The 14904-nt window shown below is 62.0% G+C and carries 15 protein-coding genes; 8 read left to right on the top strand and 7 right to left on the bottom strand.

Going from position 1 to position 14904, the window contains the following annotated elements; translation table 11 throughout:
- The first annotated feature begins 33 nt into the window (after positions 1-33).
- Entirely contained in the window at positions 34-321 is a 288-nt protein-coding gene (locus tag K3724_RS11520) for a hypothetical protein (RefSeq protein WP_129370559.1), read from the top strand.
- Positions 322-387: 66 nt separating this feature from the next.
- Here the strand turns inward: K3724_RS11520 and K3724_RS11515 are convergent, their stop codons facing one another.
- Both K3724_RS11515 and glyA read right to left on the bottom strand, forming a co-directional pair.
- Positions 388-1098 carry a class I SAM-dependent methyltransferase gene (locus K3724_RS11515; protein WP_259984898.1) on the bottom strand — a complete coding sequence of 237 codons (711 nt, stop codon included), beginning with the start codon at positions 1096-1098 and terminating at the stop codon, positions 388-390.
- 121 nt (positions 1099-1219) lie between these two features.
- Entirely contained in the window at positions 1220-2515 is a 1296-nt protein-coding gene (glyA, locus tag K3724_RS11510; RefSeq protein ID WP_259984896.1) for a serine hydroxymethyltransferase, read from the bottom strand.
- 168 nt (positions 2516-2683) lie between these two features.
- Here glyA and K3724_RS11505 point away from each other — a divergent pair, with 168 nt between their 5' ends.
- Positions 2684-3445 carry an NAD kinase gene (locus tag K3724_RS11505; protein ID WP_259984894.1) on the top strand — a complete coding sequence of 254 codons (762 nt, stop codon included), beginning with the start codon at positions 2684-2686 and terminating at the stop codon, positions 3443-3445.
- 299 nt (positions 3446-3744) lie between these two features.
- On the top strand, positions 3745-3879 hold the full coding sequence (locus K3724_RS11500) for a hypothetical protein (protein ID WP_259984892.1): 135 nt from the start codon (positions 3745-3747) through the stop codon (positions 3877-3879).
- A gap of 8 nt (positions 3880-3887) precedes the next feature.
- On the opposite strand, the gene K3724_RS11495 is transcribed toward K3724_RS11500, so the two are convergent.
- Entirely contained in the window at positions 3888-5333 is a 1446-nt protein-coding gene (locus tag K3724_RS11495; RefSeq protein ID WP_259984890.1) for an amidase family protein, read from the bottom strand.
- 192 nt (positions 5334-5525) lie between these two features.
- Positions 5526-5867, bottom strand: coding sequence for a hypothetical protein (locus K3724_RS11490; RefSeq protein ID WP_259984888.1), 342 nt, complete (start codon positions 5865-5867; stop codon positions 5526-5528).
- Here K3724_RS11490 and prpE point away from each other — a divergent pair.
- Positions 5866-7755 carry a propionate-CoA ligase PrpE gene (prpE, locus tag K3724_RS11485; protein ID WP_259984886.1) on the top strand — a complete coding sequence of 630 codons (1890 nt, stop codon included), beginning with the start codon at positions 5866-5868 and terminating at the stop codon, positions 7753-7755. The two genes, K3724_RS11490 and prpE, sit on opposite strands and share 2 nt — an antisense overlap.
- A gap of 95 nt (positions 7756-7850) precedes the next feature.
- Here the strand turns inward: prpE and K3724_RS11480 are convergent, their stop codons facing one another.
- The 3 genes from K3724_RS11480 to K3724_RS11470 all read right to left on the bottom strand — a co-directional run bounded on the left by K3724_RS11480 (position 7851) and on the right by K3724_RS11470 (position 11050).
- Positions 7851-8252 (bottom strand): GFA family protein, encoded by a 402-nt coding sequence (locus K3724_RS11480; RefSeq protein WP_259984884.1) that lies wholly within the window; start codon positions 8250-8252, stop codon positions 7851-7853.
- 62 nt (positions 8253-8314) lie between these two features.
- Positions 8315-10588, bottom strand: a complete 2274-nt coding sequence (locus K3724_RS11475) for an NADP-dependent malic enzyme (protein WP_259984882.1) — start codon at positions 10586-10588, stop codon at positions 8315-8317.
- Positions 10589-10645: 57 nt separating this feature from the next.
- Positions 10646-11050 carry a hypothetical protein gene (locus tag K3724_RS11470; protein WP_259984880.1) on the bottom strand — a complete coding sequence of 135 codons (405 nt, stop codon included), beginning with the start codon at positions 11048-11050 and terminating at the stop codon, positions 10646-10648.
- A 103-nt stretch (positions 11051-11153) separates the two neighbouring features.
- On the opposite strand from K3724_RS11470, the gene K3724_RS11465 reads away from it, so the two are divergent.
- The 4 genes from K3724_RS11465 (at position 11154) to upp (ending at position 14784) form a co-directional block, all read left to right on the top strand.
- Positions 11154-11546 (top strand): cytidine deaminase, encoded by a 393-nt coding sequence (locus K3724_RS11465; protein ID WP_259984878.1) that lies wholly within the window; start codon positions 11154-11156, stop codon positions 11544-11546.
- Positions 11546-12850 carry a thymidine phosphorylase gene (locus K3724_RS11460; protein ID WP_259984876.1) on the top strand — a complete coding sequence of 435 codons (1305 nt, stop codon included), beginning with the start codon at positions 11546-11548 and terminating at the stop codon, positions 12848-12850. Before K3724_RS11465 ends, K3724_RS11460 begins: the two co-directional genes overlap by 1 nt.
- Positions 12850-14061 carry a phosphopentomutase gene (locus K3724_RS11455; RefSeq protein ID WP_259984874.1) on the top strand — a complete coding sequence of 404 codons (1212 nt, stop codon included), beginning with the start codon at positions 12850-12852 and terminating at the stop codon, positions 14059-14061. Before K3724_RS11460 ends, K3724_RS11455 begins: the two co-directional genes overlap by 1 nt.
- Positions 14062-14151: 90 nt before the next feature.
- Entirely contained in the window at positions 14152-14784 is a 633-nt protein-coding gene (gene upp, locus K3724_RS11450) for a uracil phosphoribosyltransferase (protein ID WP_027259330.1), read from the top strand.
- The last annotated feature ends 120 nt before the right edge of the window (positions 14785-14904 follow it).

The following is a 14904-nucleotide window of genomic DNA, read 5'->3' as shown; positions in this document are numbered from 1 at the left end:
CCTCAAACAATTTTTGAATACTGGAGCAAAGACATGTTTACCGACAGCACTGACAATAAACTGATTATCCTCCTGAACGTTGCCGGCGTGGCCATCGCCTATGCGATGCTGGGGGTGTCCCTGTGGCTTTCCACCGAAGTACCGCTTGCCACCAAAGGCTATTGGGGCATGGGCGTGCTCTTGCTGACGCTCAGCTTGATCAACGTGGTGAAGTACCGGTTCGATCATCGCTCCAGTGAAGACCGCATCCGCAAGATCGAAGATGCCCGCAACGAAAAGCTGCTGGAAGACGCGCTGCTGGACGCGAAACAGGATCTTTGATCCGCATTAAGTGAAACAGGCCCGGCGCCCGCCATCTATTGGCGGGCGTTTGCCGTGCCGCCGTATTCAGCCAGCCGGCTTTTGCCACTCCATCAGGTAGAGATAGGGAGCCCGGTTGTAGCTGTCCGCCCGCTCGCCGCCCGTCGCCATGGGTTCGTCAAAATGGGTCAGCTGCAGCCCTGCGTTCAGCAATGCCTGCATGTAGAACGCCTGCGGCCGGTGCCAGTTCTTTATCCGCATCCCATTCCATTCGCCCCAATGGTGGTGTTCCTCGAAATAGCGGTCGATGCACATATTCGCCGCGCCGTCCTGATCACGTGTCCAGCCTCCGCCTTTGGACTGCGAGGCTGTGATCCAGCTGTTGAGGTTGGCAATCAGCAGATGACCTCCCGGCGCCAGCACCCGCGTCATCTCGGCAATTGCACGTTTCGTGTCTGGAATGTCGATCAGTGTCAAATAGCTGACGACGATGTCGAAACTGGCGTCTTCAAATGGCAGAGCTTCTGCAGTACCTTTTACAAACCTCTGATCAGACAGGTCTTCCGCATGCCGGAGGAGGGCATCTGTCGGATCCAGCCCGGTTACGTTTCCTGCGAAGGGCGCGAGCATCCGGCAAAACCGGCCCTCGCCGCACCCGACGTCGAGAATGCGCGGGCTTGGCCGGAGACGCACACGGTTCAGCATCGGGTGATCCAGAACATGTTGCCGGCTGAAGTCGCCGCTTACCCCCATCAGTGTGATCCAGGCGTCAGCAGAGGCCTGCCATCCATTGTCCATCACAGGCTCTCCCATACTGCATACGCGAAAGGGGAGTAGTGGTGGCTGACAGAAGTGCCGTCAATAAGAAACGCCGCGGTATTTGAGCCGCGGCGTTTGGTTTTTTATGTTCTTCAGTCTCTTACAGGTTCGGATACAGCGGGAACCTGGCGCAGAGATCTGCGACCTTGGCGCGCACCGCGGCTTCCACATCGGCATTGCCGTCTTCACCGTTGGCGGCCAGGCCGTCGATCACCTCGATGATCAGGTCGGCGATCTGGCGGAACTCGCCCTCGCCGAAGCCGCGGGTGGTGCCTGCGGGGGTGCCCAGACGCAAACCGCTCGTCACGGTGGGCTTTTCCGGGTCGAACGGGATGCCGTTCTTGTTGGTGGTGATATGGGCGCGGCCCAGCGCCTTGTCGGCGATATTGCCGGTCACACCTTTGGGGCGCAGGTCGACCAGCATCACATGGGTGTCGGTGCCGCCGGTGACGATGTCCAGGCCGCCTTTGATCAGCTGGTCCGCCAGCGCCGCGGCGTTGGCGCGCACCTGCTTTTGGTAGGTCTTGAACTCCGGCTTCAGCGCCTCGCCAAAGGCCGCCGCCTTGCCTGCGATCACATGCATCAGCGGACCGCCCTGGATGCCGGGGAAGATCGCCGAGTTCACTTTCTTGGCAATCGCTTCGTCATTGGTCACGATCATGCCGCCGCGGGGGCCGCGCAGGGTTTTATGCGTGGTGGTAGTGGCCACATGCGCATGCGGGAACGGCGAGGGGTGCTCACCGGCGGCGATCAGGCCTGCGATATGGGCCATGTCGACCATGAAATAGGCGCCGACGCTGTCCGCGATTTCACGGAACCTGGCAAAGTCGATCTGGCGCGGGATGGCGGAGCCGCCGGCGATGATCAGCTTGGGGCTATGCTCGGTGGCCAGCGCCTGGATCTGGTCGTAGTCGATCAGGTTGTCGCTTTCGCGCACGCCGTAATGCACCGCGTTGAACCACTTGCCGGACTGGTTTGGGCGCGCGCCATGGGTCAGGTGGCCGCCGGAGGCCAGATCCATGCCCAGGATGGTGTCGCCGGGCTGGATCAGCGCCTGGAACACGCCCTGGTTCGCCTGGCTGCCGGAGTTCGGCTGCACGTTGGCGAATTCGCAGCCGAACAGTTCCTTGGCGCGGTCGATGGCCAGGTTTTCTGCGACGTCGACATACTGGCAGCCGCCGTAATAGCGGCGACCCGGGTAGCCTTCGGCGTATTTATTGGTCAGCACAGAGCCTTGCGCTTCCATCACCGCCGCCGAGACGATGTTCTCGGAGGCGATCAGCTCGATCTCGTCGCGCTGGCGGCCCAGCTCGGCGGTGATCGACGCATAAAGCTCAGGGTCGCGCTCGGAGAGGGGTTGGGTGAAAAAGCCGGGGTCACGGGTCGCTTCAGTCATGGTGGCTCCGTTGAGTAAGGATCAGAATTGAGGGATTTCCTATCGGAAACTTCCTTGCGCAGGAAGCCTGTAAAGCGACATTTCCCTGCGACAGAACGGCAACTATGGTCTTTGCCGGAAAGCTGTGATTGTTTCGGAACCAGATGCCTAACACCGGAAACAGATTTCATGAGTTTGAGAATCGCCTTTCTGGCCAGTGAGGCCGATATTGCGCAGCAGGCCCTGGGCACTCTGCGTAACAGATACGGGCATGTGCCGCCCGCCGAAGCCGGTATTGTTGTGGCTCTGGGCGGCGACGGTTTCATGCTGCGCACATTGCTTGCGATGGTGGATCACCCGGCGCCGGTGTACGGGATGAACCGCGGCACCGTTGGCTTTCTGATGAATGAGTACCGCGAAGACGGGCTGATCGAGCGGCTTGAAGAAGCGGTGCAGGAAATCATCAATCCGCTGTCGATGACCGCAATGGACCGTCGCGGCGCGGTGCATAAGGCGCTGGCCATCAACGAAGTGTCTCTGCTGCGGGCAGGACCGCAGGCGGCGCGGCTCAGAGTATCCGTGGACGGGCGCGTGCGGATGAAGGAACTAGTCTGCGATGGCGCCTTGGTCTCCACCCCTGCGGGCTCCACTGCTTATAATTATTCTGCCCATGGGCCGATCCTGCCGATCGGGGCGGATGTGCTGGCGCTGACGGCGATTGCCGCTTTCCGGCCGCGGCGCTGGCGCGGAGCGCTTTTGCCCAGCAACGCAATGGTGCGCTTTGATGTGCTGGAGGCCGGTAAACGTCCGGTGATGGCTGACGCGGATTCGAATTCTGTGGCCGATATTGATTGGGTTGAGATCCGCACCGATCCGCAAATACGCCATAAAATCCTGTTCGACCCGGGTCATGGCCTGGAAGAAAGACTTATATCCGAGCAGTTTACGTAACCGTTTAACGAAGAGTTCACGGATTTGTGAACATCCCGGTAACGATTATATGCGATGGTTTACCCACAGGCGGATGTGGGTGGTGATTGCCCAAGGGCAGAATGCCACAGTGCCGTACCGGCGTGTTTTGTACGTTCCTGTTTATTTAGTTTCCTGCCGGTCATGCCCACGAAACCTGCGCCAGAACGCCAGGTTCGCTGAACGCGGCGCGGCGACCGCTGTTTGTAGTGAGTGATCTCGGTATGGAAGTTCCCCGGGGGCGGTTCAACCCGTTCCCCGGGACCATTCGCAAAACTGGCATGAACTGGCAAAACCGGCGTGAACAGGCGGTGCGTGAAGATGTATACTCCCGCCATTGCGCCCATCCGGACTGCTTCGGGGTGATCTCCAATTTGAACCTTTGGGACCCGCTGATGCTGCCGTTCACCGGCTGACTGTGAAATCAGGCGCTTCCGCCGGCCTGTATCTGGTCCCACAGCGGCAGGCACATGCGGCCTGCACGGGCTTCAATCGCGGCGCAGGCGTCCACTGCCAGATCCTCACGCCAGCGGCGGGCGGCGATCTGCACGTTGATGGGCTGCGGCCCGTTCGGCAGCTGCGCCAGCCGGGCGGGGACCGAGGCGGCAGGCAGGCCGAGGAAGTTCATCGCATAGGAATAAACTGCGCAGCCGAGCACCTCATGCACGCCTTCGGCACCTTCGGTGTCGCGGTCCGGCTTGAAAAAGGGCTGCGGCAGGAACGGCGACAGAACCAGCGGGTATTCTTCCATGAACAGGGACCATTGCCGCGCGTAATGGGTGCGCTTGGCCATCATTCGCAGCAGCTCATCGCCAGCAAAGGGCGGGAACTCCTGGAAATAGACGGCAAAGATATCGCGTACGGTCTGGGAGCCTGCCGCGTCCACGTCATCCTTCATTAGCGCATAGACCTCGCCCATCAGTGCGCGGTAACCGTTGCGCCCGGCCTCGAACACATTCGGCGGTTCCGCGTCCTCAACCAGATAGCCTGCGTCGGTCAGCGCCGAGTGGGCAAAATCCAGCGCGGCCTCGACTTCGGGGTGCAGGTCATAGCCATGGGTGTTCTTGGTGAATGCGACCTTAACCGGACCGCTCACCGCTTCACCGCGCCAGGCCACCGGCACATGGAAGGGGTCGCGCGGGTCTGCGGCAATCAAGGAGGGCATCGACAGATGCAGGTCTTCTGCCGAGCGCGCAATCAGCCCTTGCACTGACATCAGCTGCGCCAGCAGCCCGCGTTCGGCGGATTGGCTGGGGTTCCAGGCCGGCACCCGGCCCAGGCCGGGTTTCACTGTTACCGCGCCGTTGGCGGCTGCTGGAAAGCGCAAGGATCCGCCTATGTCGTTGCCATGCGCCAATGCGCCAATCCCCGCCATCACCGCAGCCCCTGCGCCGCCAGAGGATCCGCCGGGCGAGATATGCCGCCCCCAAGGGTTATAGGTGCGGCCATGCAGCGGGTTGTCGGTGTCAGCCCGGAAGGAAAACTCCGGCGTATTTGTCCGCCCGATCACCACCGCCCCGGCCTTTTGCAGATTTTCCACCACCGGTGCATCTGCAGGCGCTATCAAATCCTTCAGCGCCGGGACGCCGTTGGAGGTGGCATGGCCCTTCTGATCCACGTTGATCTTGATGGTGACCGGCACGCCATGCAGCGGGCCGGGAACAGCACCGCCTGCGCGTGCCGTGTCAAGCGCGCGGGCGCGCTCCAGTGCCTCGGCGCTCAGGTCTTCAACCACGGCATTCAGCGCCGGGTTCACCGCATTCATCCGGTCAATGGAGGCTTGCACGGCATCTTCGGCGCTCAGATCTCCGGTGCGTGTCCGTTTTGTCAGTTCCGTTGCACTCAGGCGCCATAGATCCGGTTTTGTCATGCTCAAGCCTCCCTGGTCGCAGCCTAGGAGGGCAGGGCTGAGTTGCAAGGAAAACCGGACGGAAAAGGGCCGGAATTCTGCGCGAACTCCACCAAGGTTCAGGACCTGTCAGGTATGTCTGTCAGCGCGACGCGATAAGCGCAGTCGAAAGCGGCAAAGCCGGATCGAAATCATGCTTGGCGGAAGGAAGGATCAGCGGTGCACGGCGAGCCGGCGCGGCAAATGCCAGAATGTCTTTTCTTTGTCATGGGTCTTGCCGCTGCGGGTGATTCCCTGATCACTGGCGCCATACTTGGCGAAAAAGTTTGCAGATTTGCAATTCTGGCGGGGCTTTCCTGAATACTCTCCGGCAAAGACCTGTTTGCAAAGTGGTTTGGATGCAAACCGCAAACCATGTGTAAATTTTGTAAAGTCAGGCTGCTTCCTGGCCTCTAATGTGTAAATTCTGTGACTAACCTCGCGTGCAGGGGCAGCAAAACTTGCCCGTTTGCCGCTTTCTCGCCTACGCAAAGAGCAGGAGGAGATGAACACCATGGGATATCAGGACATTTACGCCGGTTGGAAACGGGACCCGGAAGGGTTTTGGATGGAGGCCGCACAGGCGATCAGCTGGGACGAAGCCCCGAAACAAGCGCTGTTTGAAAAGGGCGATGGCCTTTATGAATGGTTTTCCGATGCCAAGGTGAACACCTGCTACAACGCTGTTGACCGCCATGTGGAACAGGGCCGCGGTGAACAGACCGCGATCATCTATGACAGCCCGGTCACCCATACCAAGCGCGAAATCTCCTATGTCGAGCTGCGCAACCGGGTCGCCACGCTGGCCGGGGCGCTGCGTGCGAAAGGAATCGAAAAAGGCGACCGGGTCATCATCTACATGCCGATGATCCCTGAAGCGCTGGAGGCGATGCTGGCCTGCGCCCGTATTGGCGCTGTGCATTCGGTGGTGTTCGGCGGCTTTGCCTCCAATGAACTTGCCGTGCGGATTGACGACGCCAAGCCCAAGGCGATCATCGCCGCCTCCTGCGGGATTGAGCCGGGCCGCACCGTGCATTACAAGCCACTGCTGGATGGCGCCATCGACCTGTCGGAGCACAAGCCGGAATTCTGCGTGATCTTCCAGCGCGAACAGGAAGTGGCGGATCTGATCCCGGGCCGCGACGTGAACTGGCACGGGTTCCAATACGGTGTGGAACCCGCCGACTGCGTGCCCGTCGAGGGCAACCACCCCTCCTATATCCTCTACACCTCCGGCACCACCGGCCAGCCCAAGGGCGTGATCCGCCACACCGCGGGCCAACTGGTGGCGCTCAATTGGACGATGAAGAATATCTACAACGTCGATCCCGGCGATGTGTTCTGGGCGGCGTCGGATGTGGGCTGGGTCGTGGGCCACAGCTATATCTGCTACGGGCCGCTCATTCACGGCAACACCACCATCGTGTTTGAGGGCAAGCCGGTGGGCACCCCGGATGCCGGCACCTTTTGGCGGGTGATCTCGGAACATAAGGTCAAAAGCTTCTTCACCGCGCCGACTGCGTTCCGTGCAGTGAAACGCGAGGATCCCAAGGGTGAATTCGTCAAGAAGTATGACCTCAGCTGCCTGCAGCAGGTTTACCTGGCCGGCGAGCGCGCCGACCCTGACACCATCACCTGGGCGCAGGATCAGCTGAAGGTTCCGGTGGTGGACCATTGGTGGCAGACCGAAACCGGCTGGTCGATTGCCGCCAACCCGCTGGGGATCGAAGAATTGCCGACCAAGCTTGGCTCGCCTGCGGTGCCGATGCCAGGCTATGAGGTCGACATTCTGGACGAGGCCGGCAACCCGGTGGCACCGGGCGAGCTGGGCGCAATTGCGGTCAAGCTGCCGCTGCCGCCGGGGACCTTGCCGACGCTGTGGAACGCCGAAGAGCGGTTCAAGAAAAGCTACCTGACAACCTTTCCCGGCTACTACGAGACCGGCGATGCCGGCATGAAGGACGAGGACGGCTATCTCTATATCATGGCGCGCACCGATGATGTGATCAACGTGGCGGGGCATCGTCTCTCCACCGGCGGCATGGAGGAAGTGCTGGCGGGCCACCCGGATGTCGCCGAATGCGCCGTGATCGGCGTGGCGGACAGCCTTAAGGGGCAGATGCCTGTTGGCTTCCTCTGCCTGAACGCCGGCGCCGGCCGCGATCATGGCGAGGTGGTGGCCGAGGTCGTCAAACGGGTGCGCGAGAAGATCGGCCCGGTTGCCGCCTTCAAACTGGCGGTCGTGGTGGATCGGCTGCCCAAGACCCGCTCCGGCAAGATCCTGCGCGGTACCATGGTGAACATTGCGGATGGCACCCCGTGGAAGATGCCTGCCACAATTGACGATCCGGCTGTGCTGGACGAAATCAAAGATGCGTTGCAAACCATCGGTTACGCCAGCTAAGCGCAGGCCGGTTCCCTGCATAGAAGCCGCTGGGAAATCCCCGCGATCTCCTAGCGGCGCAGGGAACACTATGTCCGGCCGCCGACCCGGCCTGGCTACCGCGGATCTTGGCCGCTGCTCCGGCCGTAGCGGGGCAGCCTGTCTTTCAGCTCCAGCCAGCTCACATGGTCGGAGTGGAAGACATGGAACTTGGGCGGCATCTCCCCGGGGCATTCCAAAGTCGCCGTGTACATGTGGATATTCACCGCATCCCGTGCTGTGCGATAGGCCATCTGGGTGCCGCAGGCGCCGCAGAACAGCCGCTCGACACCGTCAGAGGAGTTGTAGATCTGCGGCTCTGCACCGGACCACGCGACTGCCGCATGCGGCAGTCCGAAAAATGCGGTGACAGGTGCCGCGCAATTGCGGCGGCAATCGGCGCAGTGGCAATAGCAGCTCCAGGCCGCCTCGGCCTCACTCTCCCAATGCACGGCGCCGCAGTGGCAATGCCCTCTCATGGCTGGTCCCTCGCTGTTGGCTTCCCTGGATAGGCGGCCAGCGGTAATTCCCAGCCGCAGGATTAACCGTAGTGCGCCACCGGGGTGCCGGCAATGGCAGCCATATTCAAAAGCCCGCGCGCGGTGATCGAAGGGGAAACGATATGGGCACGGTTGCCCATGCCCATCAGGATCGGCCCGACCTCCAGCCCGCCGGCCCGCATTTTCAGGATGTTGCGCACGCCTGAGGCCGCATCGGCATGGGCAAAGATCAGCACATTGGCCGCGCCCTCCAGCCGCGAATTGGGGAAAATCCGTTCGCGCAGTTCGGGATCCAGCGCGCTGTCGATGTTCATCTCGCCCTCATAGGCAAAATCCCGATGGCTTTCGTCCAGGATCTCCAGCGCGGCGCGCAGGCGGCTGCCGGTGTCGCAAGCGATATTGCCGAATTGCGACTGCGAACACAGCGCGATCTTCGGCTCCAGGCCGAAGCGGCGCACGTGGCGGGCGGCGCCGATCACGGTTTCTGCAATCTGTTCCGGCGTCGGCTCGATCCGCACATGGGTGTCGGCAATGAACAGCGGCCCGTCTTCCAGGATCATCAGCGACAACGCCCCGTGCGGCGCATAACTGTTGCCGCCCAGAACCTGTTCAACATAGTTCATATGCCAGCGGTATTCACCAAAGGTGCCGCAGATCAGGCTGTCGGCCTCGCCCCTGTGCACCATGATGGCGCCAATTGCGGTGGTGTTGGTGCGCATGATCGCCTTGGCAAGATCCGGCGTCACCCCGCGCCGCTGCATCACTTTGTGATAGCTGTTCCAGTAATCGTAATAGCGCGGGTCGTTTTCCGGGTTCACCAGCTGAAAATCGCGCCCCGGCCGCACATCCAGCCCCAGCCGTTCGCAGCGGCGCTCAATCACTTCCGGGCGGCCGATCAGGATCGGGGTCTCGGTTGTCTCTTCCAGGATCGCCTGGGCGGCGCGCAGCACCCGATCGTCTTCGCCCTCGGCAAAGACAATCCGGCGGGCCGCGGCGCGGGCGGCCTCGAATACCGGACGCATCAGCAGGGCGGATTTAAAGACTGTCTGGTTCAGCTTCTGCTTATAAGACTCAATGTCCTCAATCGGCCGGGTCGCCACGCCGCTGTCCATTGCCGCCTTGGCCACGGCCGAGGACACCACCGCCACCAGCCGCGGATCAAACGGTTTGGGGATCAGGTAGTCGGCGCCGAAATTCAGCTGCTCCCCTTTGTAGGCAGCCGCGGCTTCAGCGCTGGTTGTGGCGCGGGCCAGTTCGGCAATGCCGTCAACGCAGGCGATCTGCATCTGGTCGTTGATCTCGGTTGCCCCGACATCCAGCGCGCCGCGGAAGATGAAGGGAAAGCACAGCACGTTGTTGACCTGATTGGGGAAATCGCTGCGGCCCGTGGCAATGATCGCCTCCGGCGCCACCTGGCGCGCCGCCTCCGGCATGATTTCGGGCGTCGGGTTCGCCAGCGCAAAGATGATCGGTCGGTCCGCCATCTTTGCCACCATTTCGGGCTTCAGCACATTGGGGCCGGACAGGCCAAGGAACAGATCCGCGCCGTCCATCACCTCGTCCAGCGCGCGCAGGTCCGACGCCTGGGCAAAGGCCGCCTTCTGCGGGTTCATGTCCTCCTCGCGGCCTTCATAAACCAGGCCGTGAATGTCGCAGAGCCAGATATTCTCGCGCTTCACCCCTAGCTTCACCAGCATGTTGAGGCAGGCAATCCCCGCCGCGCCGCCGCCGGTGGAGACGATCTTGATCTCATCAAACGACTTGCCCGCCACATGCAGGGCGTTCTTGGCAGCCGCCCCCACAACAATTGCGGTGCCATGCTGGTCGTCATGAAACACCGGAATGCCCATCCGCTCACGGCAGATCTTCTCGACGATAAAACAGTCCGGCGCCTTGATGTCTTCGAGGTTGATGGCGCCGAACGTCGGCTCCAGCGAGCAGACGATATCCGCCAGCTTTTCCGGATCGCTCTCATTCACTTCGATGTCAAAACAATCGATGCCCGCGAAGTTCTTGAACAGGACCGCCTTGCCTTCCATCACCGGTTTCGAGGCCAGCGCGCCGATGTTGCCCAGCCCCAGAACCGCTGAACCGTTCGACACAACCGCCACCAGATTCCCGCGCGAGGTATAGCGCGCCGCATTGGCGGCGTCCGCTTTGATCTCGGTGCAGGCCTCTGCCACACCGGGCGAATAGGCGCGTGCCAGATCGCGCCCGTTGGCCATCGGTTTGGTCGCGCGGATCTCCAGCTTACCGGGCCGCGGAAACTCGTGATAGTTGAGCGCGGCTTGGCGCAAGTTCTGTGAATCGGACATCTGGCGCTCCTGAAGATCAGTATTGTTTAGTGTTAAACCATTTTTCTTGCCGGAAACCTAGTCCAAACTGACGCAAATGAACGCCCGTGCTGGCAAGCGGCGGTTTCTTGCATGAACTCTGCCTTGCGGACGCCATTGGCGGCAAATGAAAAGGGAATAAAATCGGGGCGTATAGTTGCCGGATTTTGCCTGCGCAGGCTGGAGCTGGTCACTGGTATAATGCTCGTTGCCAAAGCCTTGGCGAAGATAGCGGGCATAATCAAACGGCGGATGATCTGCGGATTGCGGGTTTTTCCAGCCGCCGGGTGTCTTGCGGGCTGCAAGAAAACCAAAGACTTCCTTGGCGCCCGCTGTATTCTGACTGAAGATCTTAGTTGGTTTTACGAAGGCCCGCCGCCTGGCCGGCCCCTGAAACGACGTGAAACTGCTGAACGTGGATTGGTTTTGCTTGTTCAGCTTCATGCTGGGATACCACGTGAACAGCACAGCAGGGCTTTCGCTCCGCGGGGCATATCAGCTAGGCTGCGGCATTCTGACCAGATGATCAAAAACCGGGGAAACACCCATGAGCCTCAAAGCCGCCGCAACCGCCGTCCGCGAAAACGCCCACGCGCCGTACTCCAATTTCAAGGTTGGCGCCGCAATCCGCTCGTCCAGCGGCCAGATTTACGTTGGCTGCAATGTTGAAAACGTCGCCTACCCGGAGGGCACCTGCGCCGAGGCCGGGGCTATTGCTGCGATGGTGGCCGCAGGCGAGAAAGAACTGGCAGAGGTCTATGTGATTGCCGACTGCCCCACTCCGATCCCGCCCTGCGGCGGCTGCCGTCAGAAGCTCAAGGAGTTTGGCACAGGCGAGGTGAAAGTGACCCTGGCAACCACTGACGGCGCTGAGAAGGACACCACAATCGGCGATCTGCTGCCGGGCGCTTTTGACGCGGACCATATGGAGCGCAGCTGATGGACGCCCGCGCCATCAATGCCACGCTCCGGCGCGGTGAAACACCGGGCGAGGACGCACTGCGCTGGTTTGCCGAAGGGCTGGCCAATGGCGCGGTCTCGGACGCGCAGGCCGGGGCCTTTGCCATGGCGGTCTGCCTGCAGGGCCTCAGCGTTGAGGGCCGCCGCGCCCTGACGCTGGCGATGCGCGACACCGGTGATGTGCTGGCGTGGGATCTGGACGGGCCGGTTCTGGACAAACACTCCACCGGCGGGGTGGGGGACTGTGTCTCGCTGCTTCTGGCGCCTGCGCTGGCAGCTTGCGGCGCCTATGTGCCGATGATTTCGGGCCGCGGCTTGGGCCACACCGGCGGCACGCTCGACAAGCTGGAAGCGATCCCCGGTGTTTCCACCAGCGTCAGCGAAGACCACTTGCGCCACATGATGCAGGACATGGGCTGCGCCATTGCCGGCGCCACTGCGCGGATCGCACCTGCGGATAAGCGGCTTTATGCGATCCGGGATGTGACCGCGACGGTGGACAGCCTCGACCTGATCACCGCCTCGATCCTGTCCAAAAAACTCGCCGCCAGCCCGGATGCGCTGGTGCTGGACGTCAAGATAGGTTCCGGCGCCTTTATGAAAACAGCCGATGACGCCCGTGCGCTGGCGCAATCCCTCTGCGATACCGCCAATGCCGCCGGTTGCCGCACTTCGGCGCTGATCACCGACATGAACCAGCCGCTGGCGCCTGCCCTGGGCAATGCGCTGGAGGTGGCCGAGGTGATGCGGGTTCTGACAGGGCAGGCGGCTGGCCCCCTGGCCGGGATTTCCGCGGTTCTGGGCGGCGATCTGCTGGCCCATGCCGGGCTGGCTGCCGATGCAGGGGATGGCGCGGCAAAGATCACCGCAACCCTTGCCGATGGCCGCGCGGCTGAGCGGTTTGCCCGTATGATTGCCGCCATGGGCGGCCCTGCGGATTTCGCGGCCAAATGGCAGGATCATCTGCCGGGCGCAGAGGTCGTGCGTGATGTGAAAGCGCCAATCGCCGGTTATGTCTCCGCGATGAACGGCGAAGCCCTGGGCCTGGCAGTTGTCAGGCTTGGCGGCGGCCGCATGGTGGAGAGCGACAAAATCCATCCCGGCGTTGGCATCTCTGACATTGCCCGCCTGGGACAGCAGGTCGGGGCAGGGGATATCCTGGCCCGCATTCACGCGGCCAGCGATGATGCGGCAGATATGGCCGAGGCTTCTCTCCTGGCCGCCATTGCCATCGGCGATGCGCCGGATGCGCTGCCGCCGCTGGTTCACGAAAGGATCTCCTGATGCCCCGTGCCTTCCTGATTGTGATGGATTCCGCCGGTATCGGCGGCGCGCCGGACGCCGGGACGTTCTTCAACGGCGATCTGCCGGATCTCGGCGCCAACACATTGGCCCATATCGTCCAGGCCTGTGCTGCAGGTGAGGCCGAGGCGGGCAGAAGCGGCCCGCTGCACGTACCCAACATGGAGCGCCTTGGCCTAGGCGCAGCGATGCGGCTGGCGTCCTCAGTGCCGTTTGCGGGGCTGAATGCAGAGCCGCAGGGCCTGTGGGGCTGTGCCCGCGAACTCAGCCGCGGCAAGGACACGCCGTCGGGCCATTGGGAACTTGCGGGCCTGCCGGTGCCCTGGGACTGGCATTACTTCTCTGATCAAGCGCCGTCCTTCCCCGAAGACCTGACGGCCTTTGTGGCGGAGCAGGCCGGCACCGATGGCATCCTCGGCAATTGCCACGCCTCCGGCACGGTGATCCTAAACGATCTTGGCGCCGAACACATGCGGACCGGCAAGCCGATCTGCTACACTTCTGCCGACAGCGTTTTCCAGATTGCGGCGCACGAAGAAACATTTGGCCTCGACCGCCTGCTGGCCTTGTGCAAATCCATCGCTCCGCGCCTGCACGCGATGATGGTGGGACGGGTAATTGCGCGGCCTTTCCTTGGCTCGGCAGAGGACGGGTTCATCCGCACAACCAATCGCCGCGACTATGCGATCACCCCGCCGGCACCTGTGCTGACCAACTGGGTGCAGGACGCCGGCGGCAAGGTCCATGCCATCGGCAAGATCGGTGATATCTTCTCTATGTCCGGCATCGATACATTGGAAAAAGGCTCTGATGCCAAGCTGATGCAGCATCTTCTTGATGCAGTGGAGATGGCAGAGGAGGGCAGTCTGACCTTTGCCAACTTTGTTGAGTTCGACAGCATGTACGGCCACACCCGCGACATCGCCGGTTATGCCCGCGCGCTGGAGTGGTTCGACGCGGAACTGGGCCGGCTGCTGGCAAAGCTGCGACCGGATGACATGCTCGTGCTCACCGCTGATCACGGCAATGATCCCAGCTGGCCCGGCAGTGACCACACCCGCGAACAGGTGCCGGTTCTGGTCGCAGGGCTTGACGCCGGCCCAGTCGGGCAGGTCAAATTCGCCGACGTGGGCGCCTCTATTGCGGCCCATTTGAACGTCCCGGCCCAGGGGCCTGGCAAGAGCTTTCTTTGACTTTATGGTCAAAACCCGCTTGCCAGCCGCGGCCAGGCCCGTAAAAGCGCTGCAAACAGAACCGCCGCTAACAGACCATAGGAGTGCCCCATGACCGACCACCTGACCGTTGTTGATCACCCGCTTGTGCAGCACAAGCTGACCCTGATGCGGGACAAGGGCACATCCACGGCCGGCTTCCGCCGCCTGCTGCGCGAGATTACCCAGCTCCTGGCCTATGAAATCACCCGGGAAATGGAGCTGACCACAACCAACATCGAAACCCCGATGGAGGAAATGGACGCGCCGATCCTGGCCGGCAAGAAACTGGCGCTGGTGTCGATCCTGCGCGCGGGCAACGGTATGCTGGACGGGGTGCTGGAGCTGATCCCCTCGGCCCGTGTCGGATTTGTCGGCCTTTACCGGGACGAGGAAACCCTGGAACCGGTGCAATATTACTTCAAAGCGCCTGAAGCGCTGGAAGACCGGCTGGTGATCGCGGTGGACCCGATGCTGGCCACCGGCAACAGCTCTGCCGCGGCCATTGATCTGCTGAAGGAGGCCGGCGCCAACAACATCCGCTTCCTGTGCCTGCTGGCCTCGCCCGAGGGTGTTGCGCGGATGAAGGAAGCGCACCCGGATGTGCCGATCGTCACCGCCTCGCTGGACCGGCAGCTGAACGAGAAGGGCTACATTCTGCCCGGTCTGGGTGATGCCGGCGACCGGATGTTCGGCACCAAATGATCTGATTGGAACCGGCCAAGGCAGCCCTCAGCACCTTGGCCGGACTGCCCGGCTGCCGTCCGCGGCAGGAAAACAAGTTCCAATTTGCGCAAAAATTGCCGCCTTGCGGCCTTATTGTTG

It is taken from the genome of Leisingera sp. M658, from assembly GCF_025144145.1.
GTDB lineage: Bacteria > Pseudomonadota > Alphaproteobacteria > Rhodobacterales > Rhodobacteraceae > Leisingera.
This window is presented reverse-complemented; position numbering and strand designations above follow the sequence as displayed.

Excerpts from the sequence above, each read along its gene's own strand:
- K3724_RS11520 (WP_129370559.1), top strand. The coding sequence starts at position 34 with ATGTTTACCGACAGCACTGACAATAAACTGATTATCCTCCTGAACGTT.
- K3724_RS11515 (WP_259984898.1), bottom strand. The coding sequence starts at position 1,098 with ATGGACAATGGATGGCAGGCCTCTGCTGACGCCTGGATCACACTGATG.
- glyA (WP_259984896.1), bottom strand. The coding sequence starts at position 2,515 with ATGACTGAAGCGACCCGTGACCCCGGCTTTTTCACCCAACCCCTCTCC.
- K3724_RS11505 (WP_259984894.1), top strand. The coding sequence starts at position 2,684 with ATGAGTTTGAGAATCGCCTTTCTGGCCAGTGAGGCCGATATTGCGCAG.
- K3724_RS11500 (WP_259984892.1), top strand. The coding sequence starts at position 3,745 with ATGAACTGGCAAAACCGGCGTGAACAGGCGGTGCGTGAAGATGTATAC.
- K3724_RS11495 (WP_259984890.1), bottom strand. The coding sequence starts at position 5,333 with ATGACAAAACCGGATCTATGGCGCCTGAGTGCAACGGAACTGACAAAA.
- prpE (WP_259984886.1), top strand. The coding sequence starts at position 5,866 with ATGGGATATCAGGACATTTACGCCGGTTGGAAACGGGACCCGGAAGGG.
- K3724_RS11490 (WP_259984888.1), bottom strand. The coding sequence starts at position 5,867 with ATGGTGTTCATCTCCTCCTGCTCTTTGCGTAGGCGAGAAAGCGGCAAA.
- K3724_RS11480 (WP_259984884.1), bottom strand. The coding sequence starts at position 8,252 with ATGAGAGGGCATTGCCACTGCGGCGCCGTGCATTGGGAGAGTGAGGCC.
- K3724_RS11475 (WP_259984882.1), bottom strand. The coding sequence starts at position 10,588 with ATGTCCGATTCACAGAACTTGCGCCAAGCCGCGCTCAACTATCACGAG.
- K3724_RS11470 (WP_259984880.1), bottom strand. The coding sequence starts at position 11,050 with ATGAAGCTGAACAAGCAAAACCAATCCACGTTCAGCAGTTTCACGTCG.
- K3724_RS11465 (WP_259984878.1), top strand. The coding sequence starts at position 11,154 with ATGAGCCTCAAAGCCGCCGCAACCGCCGTCCGCGAAAACGCCCACGCG.
- K3724_RS11460 (WP_259984876.1), top strand. The coding sequence starts at position 11,546 with ATGGACGCCCGCGCCATCAATGCCACGCTCCGGCGCGGTGAAACACCG.
- K3724_RS11455 (WP_259984874.1), top strand. The coding sequence starts at position 12,850 with ATGCCCCGTGCCTTCCTGATTGTGATGGATTCCGCCGGTATCGGCGGC.
- upp (WP_027259330.1), top strand. The coding sequence starts at position 14,152 with ATGACCGACCACCTGACCGTTGTTGATCACCCGCTTGTGCAGCACAAG.